The organism is Aeromonas sp. YN13HZO-058 (genome assembly GCF_001921245.1).
Lineage (GTDB): Bacteria > Pseudomonadota > Gammaproteobacteria > Enterobacterales > Aeromonadaceae > Aeromonas > Aeromonas allosaccharophila.
The window spans coordinates 93,000-108,970 of sequence record NZ_MQSY01000069.1 but is presented as its reverse complement, the minus strand read 5'-3'; the positions used below and the strand labels follow the sequence as shown (position 1 = coordinate 108,970).

Annotated in this window: 14 protein-coding genes; 2 read left to right on the top strand and 12 right to left on the bottom strand. The window is 60.6% G+C overall.

The features are described from left to right. Positions 1-36 precede the first annotated feature (36 nt). The gene (nifJ, locus tag BSP75_RS18605) at positions 37-3,582 is read left to right on the top strand and encodes a pyruvate:ferredoxin (flavodoxin) oxidoreductase (protein ID WP_075114188.1); all 3,546 of its coding nucleotides are present in this window, start codon (positions 37-39) and stop codon (positions 3,580-3,582) included. Positions 3,583-3,693: 111 nt separating this feature from the next. On the opposite strand, the gene BSP75_RS18600 is transcribed toward nifJ, so the two are convergent. Further along, a complete protein-coding gene (locus tag BSP75_RS18600) occupies positions 3,694-5,070 on the bottom strand; it encodes an MDR family MFS transporter (RefSeq protein WP_171971606.1) in 1,377 nt (458 codons plus the stop codon). Positions 5,071-5,254: 184 nt separating this feature from the next. Between BSP75_RS18600 and BSP75_RS18595 the strand changes: the two genes are divergently transcribed. Beyond that, entirely contained in the window at positions 5,255-5,851 is a 597-nt protein-coding gene (locus BSP75_RS18595) for a beta-phosphoglucomutase family hydrolase (protein ID WP_075114187.1), read from the top strand. An 88-nt stretch (positions 5,852-5,939) separates the two neighbouring features. Here BSP75_RS18595 and BSP75_RS18590 read toward each other — a convergent pair whose 3' ends face one another. From BSP75_RS18590 to BSP75_RS18540, 11 genes are all read right to left on the bottom strand, one after another. After that, entirely contained in the window at positions 5,940-6,200 is a 261-nt protein-coding gene (locus BSP75_RS18590) for a hypothetical protein (protein WP_042063871.1), read from the bottom strand. A gap of 233 nt (positions 6,201-6,433) precedes the next feature. Next, a complete protein-coding gene (locus BSP75_RS18585) occupies positions 6,434-7,231 on the bottom strand; it encodes a DUF1338 domain-containing protein (RefSeq protein WP_075114186.1) in 798 nt (265 codons plus the stop codon). A 191-nt stretch (positions 7,232-7,422) separates the two neighbouring features. Then, a complete protein-coding gene (astD, locus tag BSP75_RS18580) occupies positions 7,423-8,892 on the bottom strand; it encodes a succinylglutamate-semialdehyde dehydrogenase (RefSeq protein WP_075114185.1) in 1,470 nt (489 codons plus the stop codon). Positions 8,893-8,964: 72 nt separating this feature from the next. Next, complete coding sequence (astA, locus tag BSP75_RS18575) at positions 8,965-9,984, bottom strand: arginine N-succinyltransferase (protein WP_042658626.1); 1,020 nt, start codon at positions 9,982-9,984, stop codon at positions 8,965-8,967. A gap of 76 nt (positions 9,985-10,060) precedes the next feature. Continuing rightward, entirely contained in the window at positions 10,061-11,278 is a 1,218-nt protein-coding gene (locus tag BSP75_RS18570; protein ID WP_058054274.1) for an aspartate aminotransferase family protein, read from the bottom strand. 276 nt (positions 11,279-11,554) lie between these two features. After that, entirely contained in the window at positions 11,555-12,136 is a 582-nt protein-coding gene (locus BSP75_RS18565; protein WP_042063878.1) for an aminodeoxychorismate synthase component II, read from the bottom strand. A gap of 21 nt (positions 12,137-12,157) precedes the next feature. Next, complete coding sequence (locus BSP75_RS18560) at positions 12,158-12,373, bottom strand: hypothetical protein (RefSeq protein WP_033137571.1); 216 nt, start codon at positions 12,371-12,373, stop codon at positions 12,158-12,160. A 117-nt stretch (positions 12,374-12,490) separates the two neighbouring features. Further along, positions 12,491-13,495, bottom strand: coding sequence for a tryptophan--tRNA ligase (trpS, locus tag BSP75_RS18555; protein WP_042063880.1), 1,005 nt, complete (start codon positions 13,493-13,495; stop codon positions 12,491-12,493). A gap of 42 nt (positions 13,496-13,537) precedes the next feature. Then, positions 13,538-14,206, bottom strand: a complete 669-nt coding sequence (locus BSP75_RS18550) for a phosphoglycolate phosphatase (protein WP_042658622.1) — start codon at positions 14,204-14,206, stop codon at positions 13,538-13,540. After that, positions 14,193-14,867, bottom strand: a complete 675-nt coding sequence (gene rpe / locus BSP75_RS18545) for a ribulose-phosphate 3-epimerase (protein WP_042063883.1) — start codon at positions 14,865-14,867, stop codon at positions 14,193-14,195. Before rpe ends, BSP75_RS18550 begins: the two co-directional genes overlap by 14 nt. A gap of 189 nt (positions 14,868-15,056) precedes the next feature. Continuing rightward, on the bottom strand, positions 15,057-15,929 hold the full coding sequence (locus BSP75_RS18540; protein WP_042658620.1) for a Dam family site-specific DNA-(adenine-N6)-methyltransferase: 873 nt from the start codon (positions 15,927-15,929) through the stop codon (positions 15,057-15,059). Positions 15,930-15,971 lie beyond the last annotated feature (42 nt).

Here is a 15,971-nt window from a genome sequence, read left to right as displayed (position 1 = left end):
TCGGCCTTCAAACTGGCATAGCAAAGTGGAAAACAGATGATCACCACAGACGGGAATAACGCAGTCGCCTCGGTGGCGTACCGCACCAGCGAAGTCATCGCCATCTACCCCATCACCCCCAGCTCGGCCATGGCTGAGCAGTCGTCGGCCTGGTCGAGCGAGCGAGGCAAGAACCTCTGGGGGGATATCCCCCGGGTTGTCGAGATGCAGTCGGAAGGGGGCGCCATCGCCGCCGTCCACGGCGCCCTGCAGACCGGCGCGCTGGCGACCTCGTTTACCTCGTCGCAGGGGTTGCTGCTGATGATCCCCAACCTCTACAAGCTGGCGGGTCAGCTCATCCCCTTTGTACTGCATGTGGCGGCGCGCACCGTGGCGACCCATGCGCTATCGATCTTTGGCGATCACTCGGACGTGATGGCGGTGCGCCAGACCGGCTGCGCCATGCTCTGTGCCAGCAATGTGCAGGAGGCGCAGGATTTCGCCCTGATCTCCCAGATAGCGAGCCTCAACAGCCGCCTCCCCTTTATCCACTTCTTCGACGGCTTTCGTACCTCTCACGAGATCGCCAAGATAGCGCCGCTCGCTGACGACACCCTGCGCGCCCTGCTGCCCGCAGATGCCATCCGCGCCCATCGTGACCGGGCGCTCACCCCCGACAAACCGGTCATTCGCGGCACCGCCGCCAACCCGGACACCTACTTCCAGTGCCGGGAGGCGAGCAACCCCTGGTATGACGCCGCCTATGGCCATGTGAGCGAGGCGATGCAGGCTTTTGGCGAGCAGACCGGCCGCCACTACCGACCGTTTGAATATGTCGGCCACCCGCAGGCGGAGCGGATTGTGGTGCTGATGGGCTCGGCCATCGGCACCTGTGAAGAAGTCATCGAACGCCTGCTTGCCCAAGGGGAGAAGGTGGGGCTGGTGAAGGTGCGGCTGTTCCGTCCCTTCTCGGCCGGACACCTGTTGGCCGCGATTCCCGAGAGTGCCCGCTCCATCGCCGTACTGGATCGCACCAAGGAGCCGGGCGCACAGGCCGAGCCCCTCTATCTCGACGTGATGACAGCGCTGGCCGAAGCGGTCAGCCGGGGCGAGCGGGCAAGCCTGCCGCGGGTTATCGGCGGCCGCTACGGCCTCTCCTCCAAAGAGTTCGGCCCCGCCTGCGCGCTGGCGGTGTTTGCCGAACTGGCACAGGAGAACCCGCGCCCGCGCTTTACCGTCGGCATCTTCGATGACATCACAGGTCTCTCGCTGCCGCTGGCAGCGCTGGATTCGCACAGCCTCATTCACAGCCATCAACACAAGCTGGAGGCGCTCTTCTACGGCCTTGGCAGCGATGGCACCGTCTCGGCGGCCAAGAACAGCATCAAGATCCTCGGCAACCACACCGACCTCTATCCGCAGGGCTATTTCGTCTACGACTCCAAGAAGGCGGGCGGCCTCACCGTCTCTCACCTGCGGGTGGGCGAGCGGCCGCAGCAATCGGCCTATCTGGTGGAAGAGGCCGACTTTATCGGCTGCCATCAGTGGCAGTTTGTCGACAAGTACCGGATGGCGGAGCGCTTGAAAGCGGGCGGCATCTTCCTGCTCAACACCCCCTACAGCGAAGCGGAGATCTGGCAACGGCTACCCAGCGAGGTACAGCACGCCCTGCGCGAGAAAGAGGCGCGCTTCTACATCATCAACGCCGCCAAAATTGCCCGCGACTGCCAGCTCGGCAACCGCATCAATACCGTGATGCAGATGGCCTTCTTCCAGCTCAGCGCCATCATTCCCCCCGCAGAGGCGACCAGCCTGCTGAAGCAGGCCATCGCCACCAGCTATGGCAGCAAGGGGCAGACACTGGTCGAGCGCAACTGGATGGCACTGGAGGCAACCTGCGCCGCCCTGACCCGGGTGCCGCTGGGTGAGCTGGATCCCGCCAGCCGCCCCCGTCCGCCGGTGGTTTCGGCCAAGGCCCCCGACTTTGTCCAGACCGTCACCGCCGCCATGCTGGCGGGACTGGGTGACAGCCTGCCGGTTTCCGCCTTCCCGCCGGATGGCACCTGGCCGGTCGGTACCACCCGCTGGGAGAAGCGCAACATCGCCAAGGAGATCCCCATCTGGGAGGCGGAGCTCTGTACCCAATGCAACTACTGCGTCGCCGCCTGTCCCCACTCGGCCATTCGCGCCAAGGTGGTAGAACCCGATGCACTGGCCGCTGCTCCCGCTACCCTGGATGCGCTGGATGTGAAATCCCGTGACATGCGCGGCCAGCAGTATGTGCTGCAGGTGGCGCCGGAGGATTGCACCGGCTGCAATCTCTGCGTCGAGGTGTGCCCGGCCAAGGATCGCAGCAACCCGGATCGCAAGGCGATCAATATGGCTTCACGCCTCGATCACCTCGACGAGCAGAAGGCCAACTACGATTTCTTCCTCGACCTGCCAGAGCGCAGCGCCGAGCAGCTGGAGCGCATCGACATCCGCACCTCCCAGCTCATCTCGCCGCTGTTTGAATACTCGGGCGCCTGCTCCGGCTGTGGCGAGACCCCCTACATCAAGCTGCTGACCCAGCTCTATGGCGACCGGCTGCTGATTGCCAACGCCACCGGCTGCTCGTCCATTTATGGCGGCAACCTACCTACCACCCCCTACACCACCAACGCCGACGGGCGCGGGCCGGCATGGGCCAACTCTCTGTTCGAAGACAACGCCGAGTTCGGACTTGGCTTCCGTCTTACCGTCGATCAGCACAGGGAGCGGGTGCGCCGTCTGCTGGCGAGCTTGGGCGACACCATACCGGCAGCGCTGCGCGAGGCGCTCGGCGATGCCAACCAGCCAGTTTCCGAACAGCGGGCCCATATCCAGCAGTTGCGAACGCTGCTGCAGGAGAGCCAGACCCCGGCAGCCCAAGAACTGGCTCGCGATGCAGACTATCTGGTGGAAAAATCGGTCTGGCTCATCGGCGGCGATGGCTGGGCCTACGATATCGGCTTTGGCGGGCTCGACCATGTGCTGAGTCTGGGGGAGAACATCAATGTGCTGGTGCTCGACACCCAGTGCTACTCCAACACCGGCGGCCAGCAGTCGAAGGCAACCCCGCTTGGTGCCATTACCAAGTTTGGCGAGCAGGGCAAACGCAAGGCACGTAAGGATCTCGGGGCCAGCGTGATGATGTATGGCCACGTCTATGTGGCGCAGATCTCCCTCGGCGCCCAGATGAACCAGACGGTAAAAGCGATTCAGGAGGCGGAAGCCTATCCGGGGCCCTCGCTCATCATCGCCTACAGCCCCTGCGAGGAGCATGGCTACGACATGGCCGAGAGCCATGAGCAGATGAAACAGCTGACCGCCACCGGCTTCTGGCCCCTCTACCGCTTCGACCCGCGCCGCGCTGACGAGGGCAAACTGCCGCTGGCGCTCGACTCGCGAGCCCCCAATGCCTCGCTGGCCGAGACCTTGCGCCATGAGCCCCGCTTCCAGCGGCTGGAACGCCAGCTGCCGGAGGTAGCCTGCAAACTCTATGAAGAGGCCGAACAGGAGGCGAATCGCCGCTTCGCCTGGCTGAGCCAGCTGGCGGGCAAGGAGAGTCCGGCGCAGGAGTAACTCGCGCATGGCTTGATGGCAACAGCCACGCTATTCGCCAAATAACAATCAGGGCTCCCCGTGGGGAGCCCTGATGCTAGCTATGGCGAGCCAATGTCGGCGCAGGTCAAATCAGGCGCTGATGGAGGCCAGCTCATGACGCTTCAACGCCAGCAGGGTGATGAGCAGCGCCAGCGTGGCGATCAATGCCATGCCGATATAGGTCGCGCTGAAGCCCGGGGCCAGCAGATCGGGGGCAAGTCGGCTCAGATCGCCATCGCTGCCGGCTGGCAGGCGGAAATGAAACAGCATGGAGCAGATGGCCACGCCAACGGCACCGCCGAGCTCCCGCCCAAAGTTGAACAGCGACATGCCGATGCCGCGATCTTCCCGTGGCAGGGCATTTTGCACCACCACCGAGAGGGCGGGCAGCACCAGACCCAGACCAATACCGGCAAACCCGAGCGCCAGCTTGACCCAGGCATCGAAGTGGATCTGCCACAGCGCCACCGCCGCCAGCGCAAACCCCACCGCAACAAAGCTCTTGTAGTGACCGGTACGGCCAATCAGCTTGCCGCCGACAAAGGCGCCGGCGGTAATGCAGATCATGAAGATCACCATGCTCATCCCGCTCTCGCTGGCGCTCAACCCCTTCTGCCACTGCATCTGCAACGGCAGATAGACCAGCACGGCAAACATCAGCAACTGGGATAGCATCACCAGCAGCACGCTCACCAGATAGCCGGGCAGCCGGGCCAGATGGGCAGGCAATATGGGGTCGTGGGCACGCCGCTCAATCAGAACGAGCAGCAGCAGTGCAACGCCCAGCGCCGCCGAAAGCCAGACGGCAGGCAGCGCCGCCTCCGGCGAGAGCAGCAACAGGGTGAGCGTGGTGACGGTAATCAGCAGACCCGCCCCCTTCCAGTCGAAGCGACTGTGGCGACGTACGTTGAGCTGCTTGAGGTTGCGGTTGATGAGAAAGACCGCCAGCGCCCCGAGCGGCAGATTGATCCAGAAGATCCAGCGCCAGCTGAGCTGCTCGGTGAAATAACCGCCGAGCAAGGGGCCAGCGATGCTGGAGACCGCATAGACCGCCGAAATGTAGCCCTGATACTTGCCCACCTCCCGCGGCGGAATAGTATCGGCAATCACGGTAAACGCGAGGGCAATCAGACCTCCGCCCCCCAGCCCTTGCAGCACCCGTGCTGCCAGCAGGGTCGGCAGATCCTGAGAGAGAGCACAGGCCACCGAGCCCGCCAGAAACAGGCCGATACCGATATTGAGCATCCGCACCCGGCCAAAGAGATCGCTCAGCTTGCCGTAGAGGGGCAGCACGGCGGTGGCCGCCAGCAGATAGGCGGTCACCACCCAGGTGAGGGCGGCACCGGCGTGCAACTCGGCGCCAATCATAGGCAGCGGGGTGGTGACTATGCTCTTTTCCAGTGAACCGAGCGCGATCACCAGCGCCACGCTAGAGAAAATAGTTTTGGGGGATATTTTCGAGGTCATAAGCGGACTCGCTGATCTGATATGCCAAAGTATCCGGCAATGAACGGATTATTGTCTCACAAATCAGCAAGAGATAGAAAAAACGGCGGCCACAATCAGCCCAACCATGAGGCTGATCCCACAAAGTGCCGACCGGTTCTGTTAGCCTGCACTATTTAGTCCGAATTCAGTCCGAGGAGTCCCCATGAACGAGCAGTACCGGTTTGATCACTACGATGCCCTGATTTTCGATATGGATGGCACCCTGGTGGATTCCATGCCCCTTCATCTGGATGCTTGGGAACTCACCTGTGCCGAGTTCGGCATCCCCTTCGAGCGGGAGCAGCTCTATCAATACGGTGGCATTCCCACCCGCAAGATCATCGCCATGCTGGCCGAGCAGCAGGGGCTGACGGTGGATGTCGAGGCCTTTACCCGCCGCAAGATTGCCCTCTATATGGAACATATCGACAAGGTCAGCGTCTTTCCCAAGATGTGGGAGCTGGTCAGGCACTATCACGGCAAGGTGAAGATGGGGATTGGCACCGGCTCACCGCGCAGTCAGGCGGACTCCATCCTGAAGAGCACCGGGCTCGATGCCTATATCTCGGTGGTGGTGAGTGCCGATGATGTCACCAACCACAAACCGCACCCCGACACCTTTTTGCGGGTGGCAGAACTGCTCGGCGCCAATCCGGCGAACTGTCTGGTGTTTGAAGATACCCGCATCGGGCTTGAGGCAGGCAAGGCGGCAGGAATGGATACCGTGCTGGTCATTGAAGGTGACCTGCACCAGCGGTAAACCGCTCAGGGCAAACAGGCAAACCGATAAGAGGGTGCCATGACCATGGCACCATTTTTTACCTACGCAGGCATGGCGCTGGCAATGTTCAGTGCCCGGTCAGCGCGGCGATCGCCGCCGGAATAGCGGCCACCGTCAGGCAAAGGGCGTTGGCCTGTGCCTCGTCCTGTAGTGCCTGATGAGTGCGCAGCAGCTCAAGGGCTTGGGCCGGGGTATCTGCAAAGGTGGGGGCGGCGATGGCGGCAAATCCCTGTTCGACCAGTTGACGACGCTCATCGCTATAGCTGGGCGCATTGGCATCTAGATAGGTAAGCGCCTGACCCTGCTTGAAAAAGTGATAGTTAGGCATCGATTGACCCCGCAAAAATAAAGCGTCATTCTACTCCTTTTTGCTCCACCGCCTGCGTCAATCTGTGGCGCGTCAGGTGATCTCGTTCACATTTTTATCAACAAATCTTTATCAGTTAGGCGCCGTACAAATCCCTTTCACTGAGGTGTCAGGCAACACCCGCCACCCTCACTCGGCGCCAAACAAAACGCCTCCGGCGAGGAGGCGTTGCGACTGAAACAGGGTGGTTCCCGTTACATGGCATTCGTCGATTCGAAGATCTTGTCGGCCGAGGCCTCGACAAAGCCCGGATAGAGCACGCCATCTGGCTGCGGGTAGCGCAGGGCAAACTCGTAGAAGCAGCTCGGGATGGTACGCACCCCATCACTGAACGGCACCTCGGCTTTGTCTGCCATGGTGGAGGATTGCTCCAGCATCACCTGCGGGTCTCCCTTCACCTCGCCACCCACGCTGTTGAGGACGAACCCCGCCGCCTTCAGCGCCGCATTGACCTGATGGATGGTGTCGAAATCCTTCAGCTTGTTGATATTGACCGTGAAGTGGTTGGCACGATAGCCCCATGCCGCCATCCAGGCCGCATACTCGCTCTCCGCCAGCAGAGTCTGATAATCGGCATAGGAGACCTGCCAGGGGGCACCGGTGTAGAGAAATGCCGGGGTATCGGTCAGATGATCGGGCACCTGATCCGCCAGCTTGTGGATGATGGCCTGGGCAGCCGGGGAGAGCTCTTCGACCTTCAGCTCGCTGATAAACACCTTGGGAGCGTCCGGATCCTGATGTTCGAAGTGCTTGGCGTAGAGCTTCTTGGCCTTGAAGACGTACTCGCCCTTGTGCTCGTAACCGAGCGCCAGAAAGTGGGCGGCCAGCTTCTCCAGCCCCAGCTTGGGCAGGTTGTAGGTACGAAACGCCACGTGATCGTTGACGATGGGCTCGCCGCCACCCAGCAGGGTGTGCACCTTGAGGGCGCTCGGGGTCACCTTGATGTAGTTGTCCCACAGATGGCTGAACAGGGTGTCGATATCCTTTTGCATCTCTCTTTCCTTTGATTGCGGGTACAGATCGGGGCACCGCTGGATGCCCCGTGTCGTTATTAGAAGCGCAGGCCGGGCGACAGCTGATCCGGCATGGCAGCCTTGCTGTCTTCGACGGAGGCAACCGGGGATATGACACAGTAGTCGGCGGCGTTAAGCCATCTCTGCTGCATTGGCATCCCCATTTTCTCTTAAAACGTCAAGCCGGGAGACAACTGTTCCGGCATGGCGGCTTTGCTGTCTTCGACGGAGGCAACCGGATACGCACAGTAGTCAGCGGCGTAGTAGGCGCTCGCTCTGTGGTTGCCGGAGGCACCCACGCCACCAAAGGGCGCGGCACTGGAGGCACCGGTGATGGGCTTGTTCCAGTTGACGATGCCGGCGCGGATCCGCTTGAAGAAGTGCTGCCAATCCGCCTCGTTATCACCCAGCAGACCGGCCGAGAGACCGTAACGGGTGGCGTTACCCTGATCGATGGCGGCATCGAAATCGTCGTAACGAATGAGCTGCAACAGCGGGCCGAAGTACTCTTCGTCCGGCAGCGCGCTCACTGAGGTCACGTCGATAATACCCGGGGAGACAAAGCCCGTGCCCGCTTCCAGGTGCTTGAGGGTAAGCAGGCTCTCGCCACCGAGGTGCTGCAGGTTGGCTTGCGCCTCGACCATGCCCAGTGCTGCCTTCTCGCTTATCATCGAGCCCATGAACGGCTGCTCGGTGGCGTCATAGAGGCCGACCCGGATCTGGCTGGCCACCTCGACCAGTCGCTTGACCAGCGCATCGCCACGCTCACCGCGCTCGACAAACAGACGGCGGGAGCAGGTGCAGCGCTGACCGGAGGTGATGAAGGCGGACTGGACGATGGCATGGACGGCGCCGTCGATGTCGCTCACGTCTTTCACGATCAGCGGGTTGTTGCCGCCCATCTCGAGAGCCAGAATTTTGCCCGGCTGACCGGCAAACTGCTGATGGAGGAAGTGGCCGGTGCGGGAGGAGCCGGTAAAGAAGAGGCCGTCGATATCGGGATTGCCAGCCAGCGCCTTGCCGGTCTCGACCTCCCCTTGCACCAGATTGAGCACGCCCTTGGGCAGCCCTGCCTCCTGCCACACCTTGACCATGGCTTCGGCCACCATGGGGGTCAGCTCGGAGGGTTTGAACACCACAGCGTTACCCGCGATCAGCGCCGGAACGATATGGCCGTTGGGCAGATGGCCCGGGAAGTTGTAGGGGCCGAACACCGCCACCACGCCGTGGGGCTTGTGACGGACAAATGCCTTGGCGCCCGGCATGGCATTTTCAACCGTGCCGGTGCGCTCGTCGTGGGCCCGGATGGAGATGGCAATCTTGCCCTGCATGGCCGCCACTTCGGTGCGGGTCTCCCACAGCGGTTTGCCGGTTTCGCGGGCGATGGTCAGGGCCAGCGCCTCTTTCTGCTCGCCGAGCAGGTCGGCATAACGGCGCACTATGGCCAGGCGATCCTCAAGGCTCATGTCCGCCCAGTGGTAGAAGGCGGCGCGGGCGGCCTTGACGGCGGCATCCACTTGCGCCGCGCTGGCGGCAGCCCCCTGCCAGATCACCTCGTTCTTGGCCGGGTCCTTTGACTCGAACGGCTTGCCTTCACCGGCAAGCCACTGACCGTCGATAAATTGCACTGACTGGCTCATCCATTCACTCCCTGTCGCTGGCAGGCAGCCTCGGCTGCCTGTCTGATAATCGGTTTGCTGGTCCTGTTTGCCTCAGTCGAGGTCAACCACCCGCACCATGTCGCCATCCTGCACCTTGAGTGCCGCCGCCATCTTGGGCGGGATGATGGCTTCATGCTTGTCGAGATCGACCCGGATATTGCCGTAGCAGGCACGGTAATGTTCGAAACGGCTGTTGCAGAGCAGGTGGGTCTTGCCACCGATGGGCTCGCCCACCAGCACCCGCAGCTTCTTGCTGCGGCGCACGCTGCGGATATTCTTCACGTCACACTCGACGGTGGGGCCCGCATCGAAGATATCGACGTAGCCACGGTTCACAAAGCCCTCGTCTTGCAGCATCTTGATGGCGGGGCGGGTCTTCTCGTGGGTCTGGCCGATAACGGCCCGCGCCTCTTTGCTCAGCAAATTGACGTAGATGGGGTACTTGGGCATCAGCTCGGCGATAAAGCGCTTCTTGCCGATGCCGGTCAGATAGTCGACGGTGGGAAAATCCATCGAGAAGAAGTGGGTTTGCAGCCACTCGTAGAAGGGGCTGTGACCATCGGCATCGGAGACGCCGCGCATCTCGGCGAAGACGGTCTCGTCAAACAGCTCGGGGTGCTCGGCCATAAACAGAAAGCGATGCTTGGAGAGCAGGCGGCCATTGAGCCCCTCGCGGGCACATTCGCGCAAGAACAGGGTGCAGAGCTCGGAGTTGCCGGTGTAGTCGTTGGAGAGAGTCAGGGTTTCAACAACGTTGTAGATACCGAGCTTGGGTGAAGAGTGCACCACCTTGCCGATGTGGTAGTTGTAAAACGGCTGGGACAAGCCCACGGCCGCATCGATGGCGCAGGTACCGACCATCTCGCCAGTCTCCAGATCCTCGGCCACGAAGAAGTAGAGGCAGTCCCCTTTGCCAGCGGGCTTGTCGGAAAAAGTCTGGGTAGAGGCGTCAATCTTGCGCTGCAGCAGCTCATCGTTGACGGGCAACGAGGTCATGCCGGTGCCGGACTCGATGGCGCAGGTCTTGAGCCCGGCAAAATCTTTTTGCTCGATGGGACGGATAACCAACATAAATGACAACTCCCTTTCATTGACGACAGGTGGGGTCCCGGCTCCTGCCGGGAGAGCTCCCCACCTCAATTTGGAATCAGGCGTTAACCACCTGGGCAACCGCCTTCTCGAAGCGTGCCAACCCTTCCTTGATGTCCGCTTCCGGGATCACCAGTGAAGGCGCAAAACGGACCACATTGGTACCGGCCACCAGTGCCATCAACCCCTGATCGATAGAGGCCAGCAGGAAGTCGCGCGAGCGTCCCTTGTAGTCGTCGTTCAGCACGGCGCCCAGCAGCAGCCCCTTGCCACGCACTTCGCTGAAGCAGTGGTATTTGGCGTTGATCGCCTCGAGTCCGTCGCGGAACAGCTGTTCGCGCTGCTTGATGCCGCTCAGCACTTCCGGGGTATTGATCACGTCTATCACCGCTTCGGCGACCGCACAGGCCAGCGGGTTGCCGCCGTAGGTAGAGCCGTGAGTGCCCACTTTCAGGTAAGCCGCGATCTCATCGGTGGTCAGCATGGCGCCGATGGGGAAACCGCCCCCCAGTGCCTTGGCGCTGGTGAGGATGTCCGGCGTGACGCCAAGCCCCATATAGGCGTAGAGATCACCGGTCCGGCCAACCCCTGACTGCACTTCGTCATACACCAGCAGGGCATTGTGTTTGTCGCACAGCTCGCGCACCCCTTTGGCAAACTCGTCGGTAGGACGAATGATGCCGCCCTCGCCCTGCAGCGGCTCCATCACCACGGCGCAAGTGTTGTCGGAGATAACCGCAGCCAGCGCCGCCAGATCGTTGTAGGGCACATGGGTGATATCACCGGGCTTGGGGCCGAAGCCATCGGAGTAGGCAGCCTGGCCACCGACGCTGACGGTAAAGAAGGTGCGACCATGGAAGCCCTGATTGAAGGCAATGATCTGGGTCTTCTGCTCGCCAAACTTCTCGATGGCGTAGCGGCGAGCCAGCTTGAGGGCGGCTTCGTTCGCTTCGGCACCGGAGTTGCAGAAGTAGACCTTGTCGGCGAAGGTGGCGGCGACCAGTTTCTTGGCCAGACGCAGAGCCGGCTCGTTGGTCATCACGTTGGAGAGGTGCCACAGCTTTTCGCCCTGGGTTTTCAGCGCCTCGACCAGCTTGGGATGACAGTGGCCCAGGCCGTTAACGGCGATGCCACCGGCGAAGTCGATGTACTCGCGTCCTTCCTGATCCCAGACACGTGACCCTTCACCACGCACCGGGATGATCTTGGCGGGCGCATAGTTGGGAACCATCACTTCATCAAACACTTCACGTGTCACTGCCAACAACTCTGACATATAGCTCTCCTTCGATTCGGCGACAGAATAATCCACCGCCCAAAAGTTAAATCCGTGTAAACGTGACGGGATTATCACAGAAATAAAGTAAAAAGTCTGTAACAAGACGGCCTATGAGGAACAATGTTCGATTGACCTTGAGATTTTAGGCAACCGCATTGCATAACGACTCAGGGGGGCTTGGCAAGAGATAATTTGGGCAGGAGAGGGGGTGAATAAAGTGTCAGGGAAATTTTTTTTGCCTTCTCTCGAACTTGAGAAGGCGATCACAACTTTTTATGTACGCGCCAGAAAATTGGCCAGCAACTGATGGCCCTGCTCGCTCAAAATACTCTCCGGATGGAACTGAACCCCTTCGACAGGAAGTGTCTTGTGGCGCAGCCCCATGATCTCGTCAAACGCACCATCGGCATGCTCGCTCCAGGCGGTGATCTCGAAGCATTCGGGCAGCGTGTCGCGCTCCACCACCAGCGAGTGGTAACGGGTCACCCGCAGCGGATTGTTGAGCCCCTTGAACACCCCCTCATCCCGATGGCGGATCAGCGAGGTTTTGCCGTGCATCACCTGACGGGCACGCACAACGCGGGCACCGAAGGCTTGCGCCAGCGACTGATGGCCGAGACAGACACCGAGAATGGGCAACTTGCCAGCGAAGTGGCGAATGGCGTCGAGGGAGATCCCCGCCTCATTGGGCGTGCAAGGTCCCGGGGATATAACCAAATAACGAGGAGATAGCTGCGCTATGGTATCCAGCGTCAATTCATCATTACGCCTGACCACAACTTCTTGTCCCAGGGCGCCGAAATATTGCACCAGGTTCCAGGTAAAAGAGTCGTAGTTATCGATCAACAACAGCATGAGATAACCAACAGCGGAGAATTAACGATCGAGATAACGACCCTGTTCCATTTCCCGTTCGCGCTGACACTCGGCCAGATAGATAGCTGCAGCAACGGCAGGGGTTTTATGGTGCTTGTCGATGGCATTGGAGACCATCAACTGCAGGGTATTGAGGTTTTTCGCCTTGCGAAATTTACGTAGCCAGTGACCTTTGTCACTCAGCTCTTCAGCAGAAATAGTTGGTTGAACAGACATGCTTTCTCTTGGGGATATTACCCACGGTGAAATAAATAAATTAAACAAATAGCCGGTCAGAAAATAAAGAAAGCCAGGCAAATACCCAGCTCTCTTCTACTACACCTTCCCAGTATGTCAGGCTCGAGGAACGAAGCCGACTACATCATATACGCTGGTCAGGGTTTTTTCAGCTCTTTCACGCGCCTTTTGTGCCCCTTCGGCCAGAATCGCGATCAGATGGGCCTCATCCTGACGCAACTCGTGGAAACGCGCCTGGATCGGTTCCAGCAGCGCAACCACGGCTTCGGCGGTCTCGGTCTTGAGGTGCCCGTACATCTTGCCTTCGAAGTGCTGCTCCAGCTCGGGGATGGAGCGGCCGGTGACGCCGGACATCAGGGTCAGCAGGTTGGAGACACCCGGTTTGTTCTCCGGATCGAACCGCACCACTGCCGGCTCGTCGGAGTCGGTCACCGCACGCTTGATCTTCTTGACGATCTGCTTGGGATCTTCCAACAGGCCGATGAAGTTGGCCTCGTTGTCATCCGACTTGGACATCTTCTTGGTCGGATCCTGCAGGCTCATCACCCGCGCCCCTTCGGTCGGAATGAAGGGCTCCGGCAGGGTGAACACCTCACCATAGAGGTTGTTGAAACGGGTGCAGATGTCGCGAGTCAGCTCCAGATGCTGCTTCTGGTCGTTGCCCACCGGCACCTGATTGGCCTGATAGAGCAGGATGTCAGCGGCCATCAGCACCGGATAACCGAACAGGCCGACGTTGACGTTGTTCTCGAAACGGGCGGACTTGTCCTTGAACTGGGTCATGCGCGACAGCTCACCCATCTGGGTGTAGCAGTTGAGGATCCAGCCCAGCTCGGCGTGCTGCGGCACGTGAGACTGGATGAAGACGGTGCTCTTCTTGGGATCGATACCGACCGCCAGATAGAGGGCGGCCGCATCGAGGCAGGCCTTGCGCAGGGCAACCGGATCCTGACGGGTGGTGATGGCGTGCAGGTCGACGATGCAGTAGAGGCAGTCGAACTCATCCTGCATGTTGACCCACTGACGCAGGGCCCCCATGTAGTTGCCGATGGTCAGTTGGCCGGAGGGTTGCGCCCCGCTCAATACGATTGGTTTGGTCATGAGAGTGTTAATCCTTGTTATTCAGCCAGTCCCGCGACGCGATTAGCTCAGCAGCGCATCGAGCTGGGAAAAATGTTCGAACACCCAGTCAGGCCGGGAGTCGGCGATGGGGCGGCCATAGTTGTAACCGTAGGTGAGTCCCACCACCTTCATGCCAGCCGCCTTGGCCGCCAGCACGTCATTTTCGGAGTCGCCTACCATCAGGGTGCGAGCCGGGCTCACCCCCAACTCCTGGCAGGCGTGCAGCAGCGGCTCCGGGCTCGGCTTCTTGACCGGCACGCAGTTGCCACCGAGCCAGAGCGCGAAGCAATCACTGATGCCAAGGGCATCGAGGATCGGTGCCACGAAGTCGCTCGGCTTGTTGGTGACGATCGCCTGTTTGTAGCCCAGAGTTTGCAGGCGACGCAGACTCTGCGCCACCCCGTCATACATCGCCAGCCCTTGCAGCAGGCAGGCGTTGTAGTGCTGGAAAAAGATCGGGCGGGCCTTGGCAAACAGCTCGGGGTCGGCCTCGCGATAGGCGAGCGCCCGCTGGATCAGCTTGTCGGCCCCGTTGCCGACCCAGGTACGGATCACGGCTTCATCGGCCTGCGCCAGACCCAGATCGGTCAGCGTCAGATTGACCGCCAGCGCCAGCTGGGCGGCGCTGTCGATCAGGGTGCCGTCCAGATCGAACAGCACCAAATCAAATGCGCGCTCAGCGTGTGACATGAGCCAGCTCCGCACGCATCTTGTCGATCACCGCCTTGTAGTCAGGCTGGCTGAAAATGGCAGAGCCGGCGACAAACATGTCGGCGCCCGCGTCGGCGATCTCGCGGATGTTGTCGACCTTCACCCCACCATCGATCTCGAGGCGGATATCGCGGCCGCTCTCATTGATCAGACGACGTACCTGACGCAGCTTGTCGAGGGTGCCGGGGATGAAGCTCTGGCCACCGAAGCCCGGGTTGACCGACATCAGCAGGATCACGTCCAGCTTGTCCATCACATACTCGAGGCAGGAGAGCGAGGTAGCCGGATTGAGCACCAGACCCGCCTGGCAGCCCATCTCCTTGATCAGGCCCAAAGAGCGGTCAACGTGGTCGGACGCTTCCGGATGGAAGGTGATGAGGGACGCACCGGCCTTGGCAAAATCGGGAATGATGCGATCCACCGGCTTGACCATCAGGTGCACGTCGATGGGCGCCTCGATACCGTAGTCACGCAGCGCCTGACAGACCATGGGGCCGATGGTCAGGTTGGGGACATAGTGGTTGTCCATCACGTCGAAGTGAACCACATCGGCACCGGCAGCCAGCACCTTGGCGACATCGTCACCCAGACGGGCAAAATCGGCAGAGAGGATCGAGGGGGCAATCAGAAAGTCTTTCATCAGCATCATCCATTGGCAGCCAGGGAGAAAAAGCGGCGCAATTTTAACGTAAAAGGCGGGCGAAAACGACTCGAATGCGGGGTAAATGGGGCAATCGCCTCCCCTCCCCCAGCCACCCGGGTTATGGGACATCGGCACGGGCGCTGACTCGCCCATAAAAAACGGCGCCCGTGGGCGCCGCATTGTCTGTTACGCCAGTGGCAGCAGTTCGCTGTCGCTGGGGTAGTAGCCCTGCTCCGGCTCGATGCCGGGGGGATAGAGCGCCAGTAACTCGGCCACCTTGTTGCGGGTGCCACCGTTGCGGCTGATGGTGCGCTTGACCAAAATCTCGTCGAGACGGGCGCCGCGATAGAGCTCGCGAGTCAGCTCGATATCGTGGTTGCTGATCAACACCGGCACCCCTTTGTGAGCGGCAGTATGACGGGCCAGTCGCGCCAGGATCGCCTGATCATCCAGAGTAAAACCGCCGGAGGCATAGCTGGTAAAGCTGGCGGTCGTGGAGAGTGGCGCATAGGGAGGATCACAGTAGATCACCCAATCCTCTTCGGCCCGCTTGATGGCATCGGCGTAACTCTCGCAGATAAAGGTCGCCTTCTGCGCCTTTTCGGCAAAGGCCCACAGCTCTTTTTCCGGGAAATAGGGCTTCTTGTAGGAACCGAACGGCACGTTGAAACCGCCCTTCTTGTTATAACGGCACAGACCGTTGAAACCGTGGCGGTTGAGAAACAGGAACAGCAGTGCCCGCTCGAAGGTGGTCTCGGTCTGATTGAACTGGGTGCGCAGCCGGTAATAGGCGGCTTTGTGGTTGTGTTCAGCCACAAACATCTTGCGCGCCTCGGCGATGAATCGGTCAGGCGTCAGCTTGAGGTGGTTGTACAGGCAGATCAGATCCGGGTTGATATCGTTGAGCACATACGCGTCGTAGTCGGTGTTGAGAAACACAGACCCGGCCCCGACGAAGGGCTCCAGCAACACACGCCCGGCCGGCAGGCGCTCGGCAATCTCTTCAACCAGGGAGTATTTTCCCCCGGCCCATTTTAAAAAAGCGCGTGTTTTTTTCATGGAAATCCGGTGTGTAAGAAGGCAAGACCCAAAAAGGGGGAC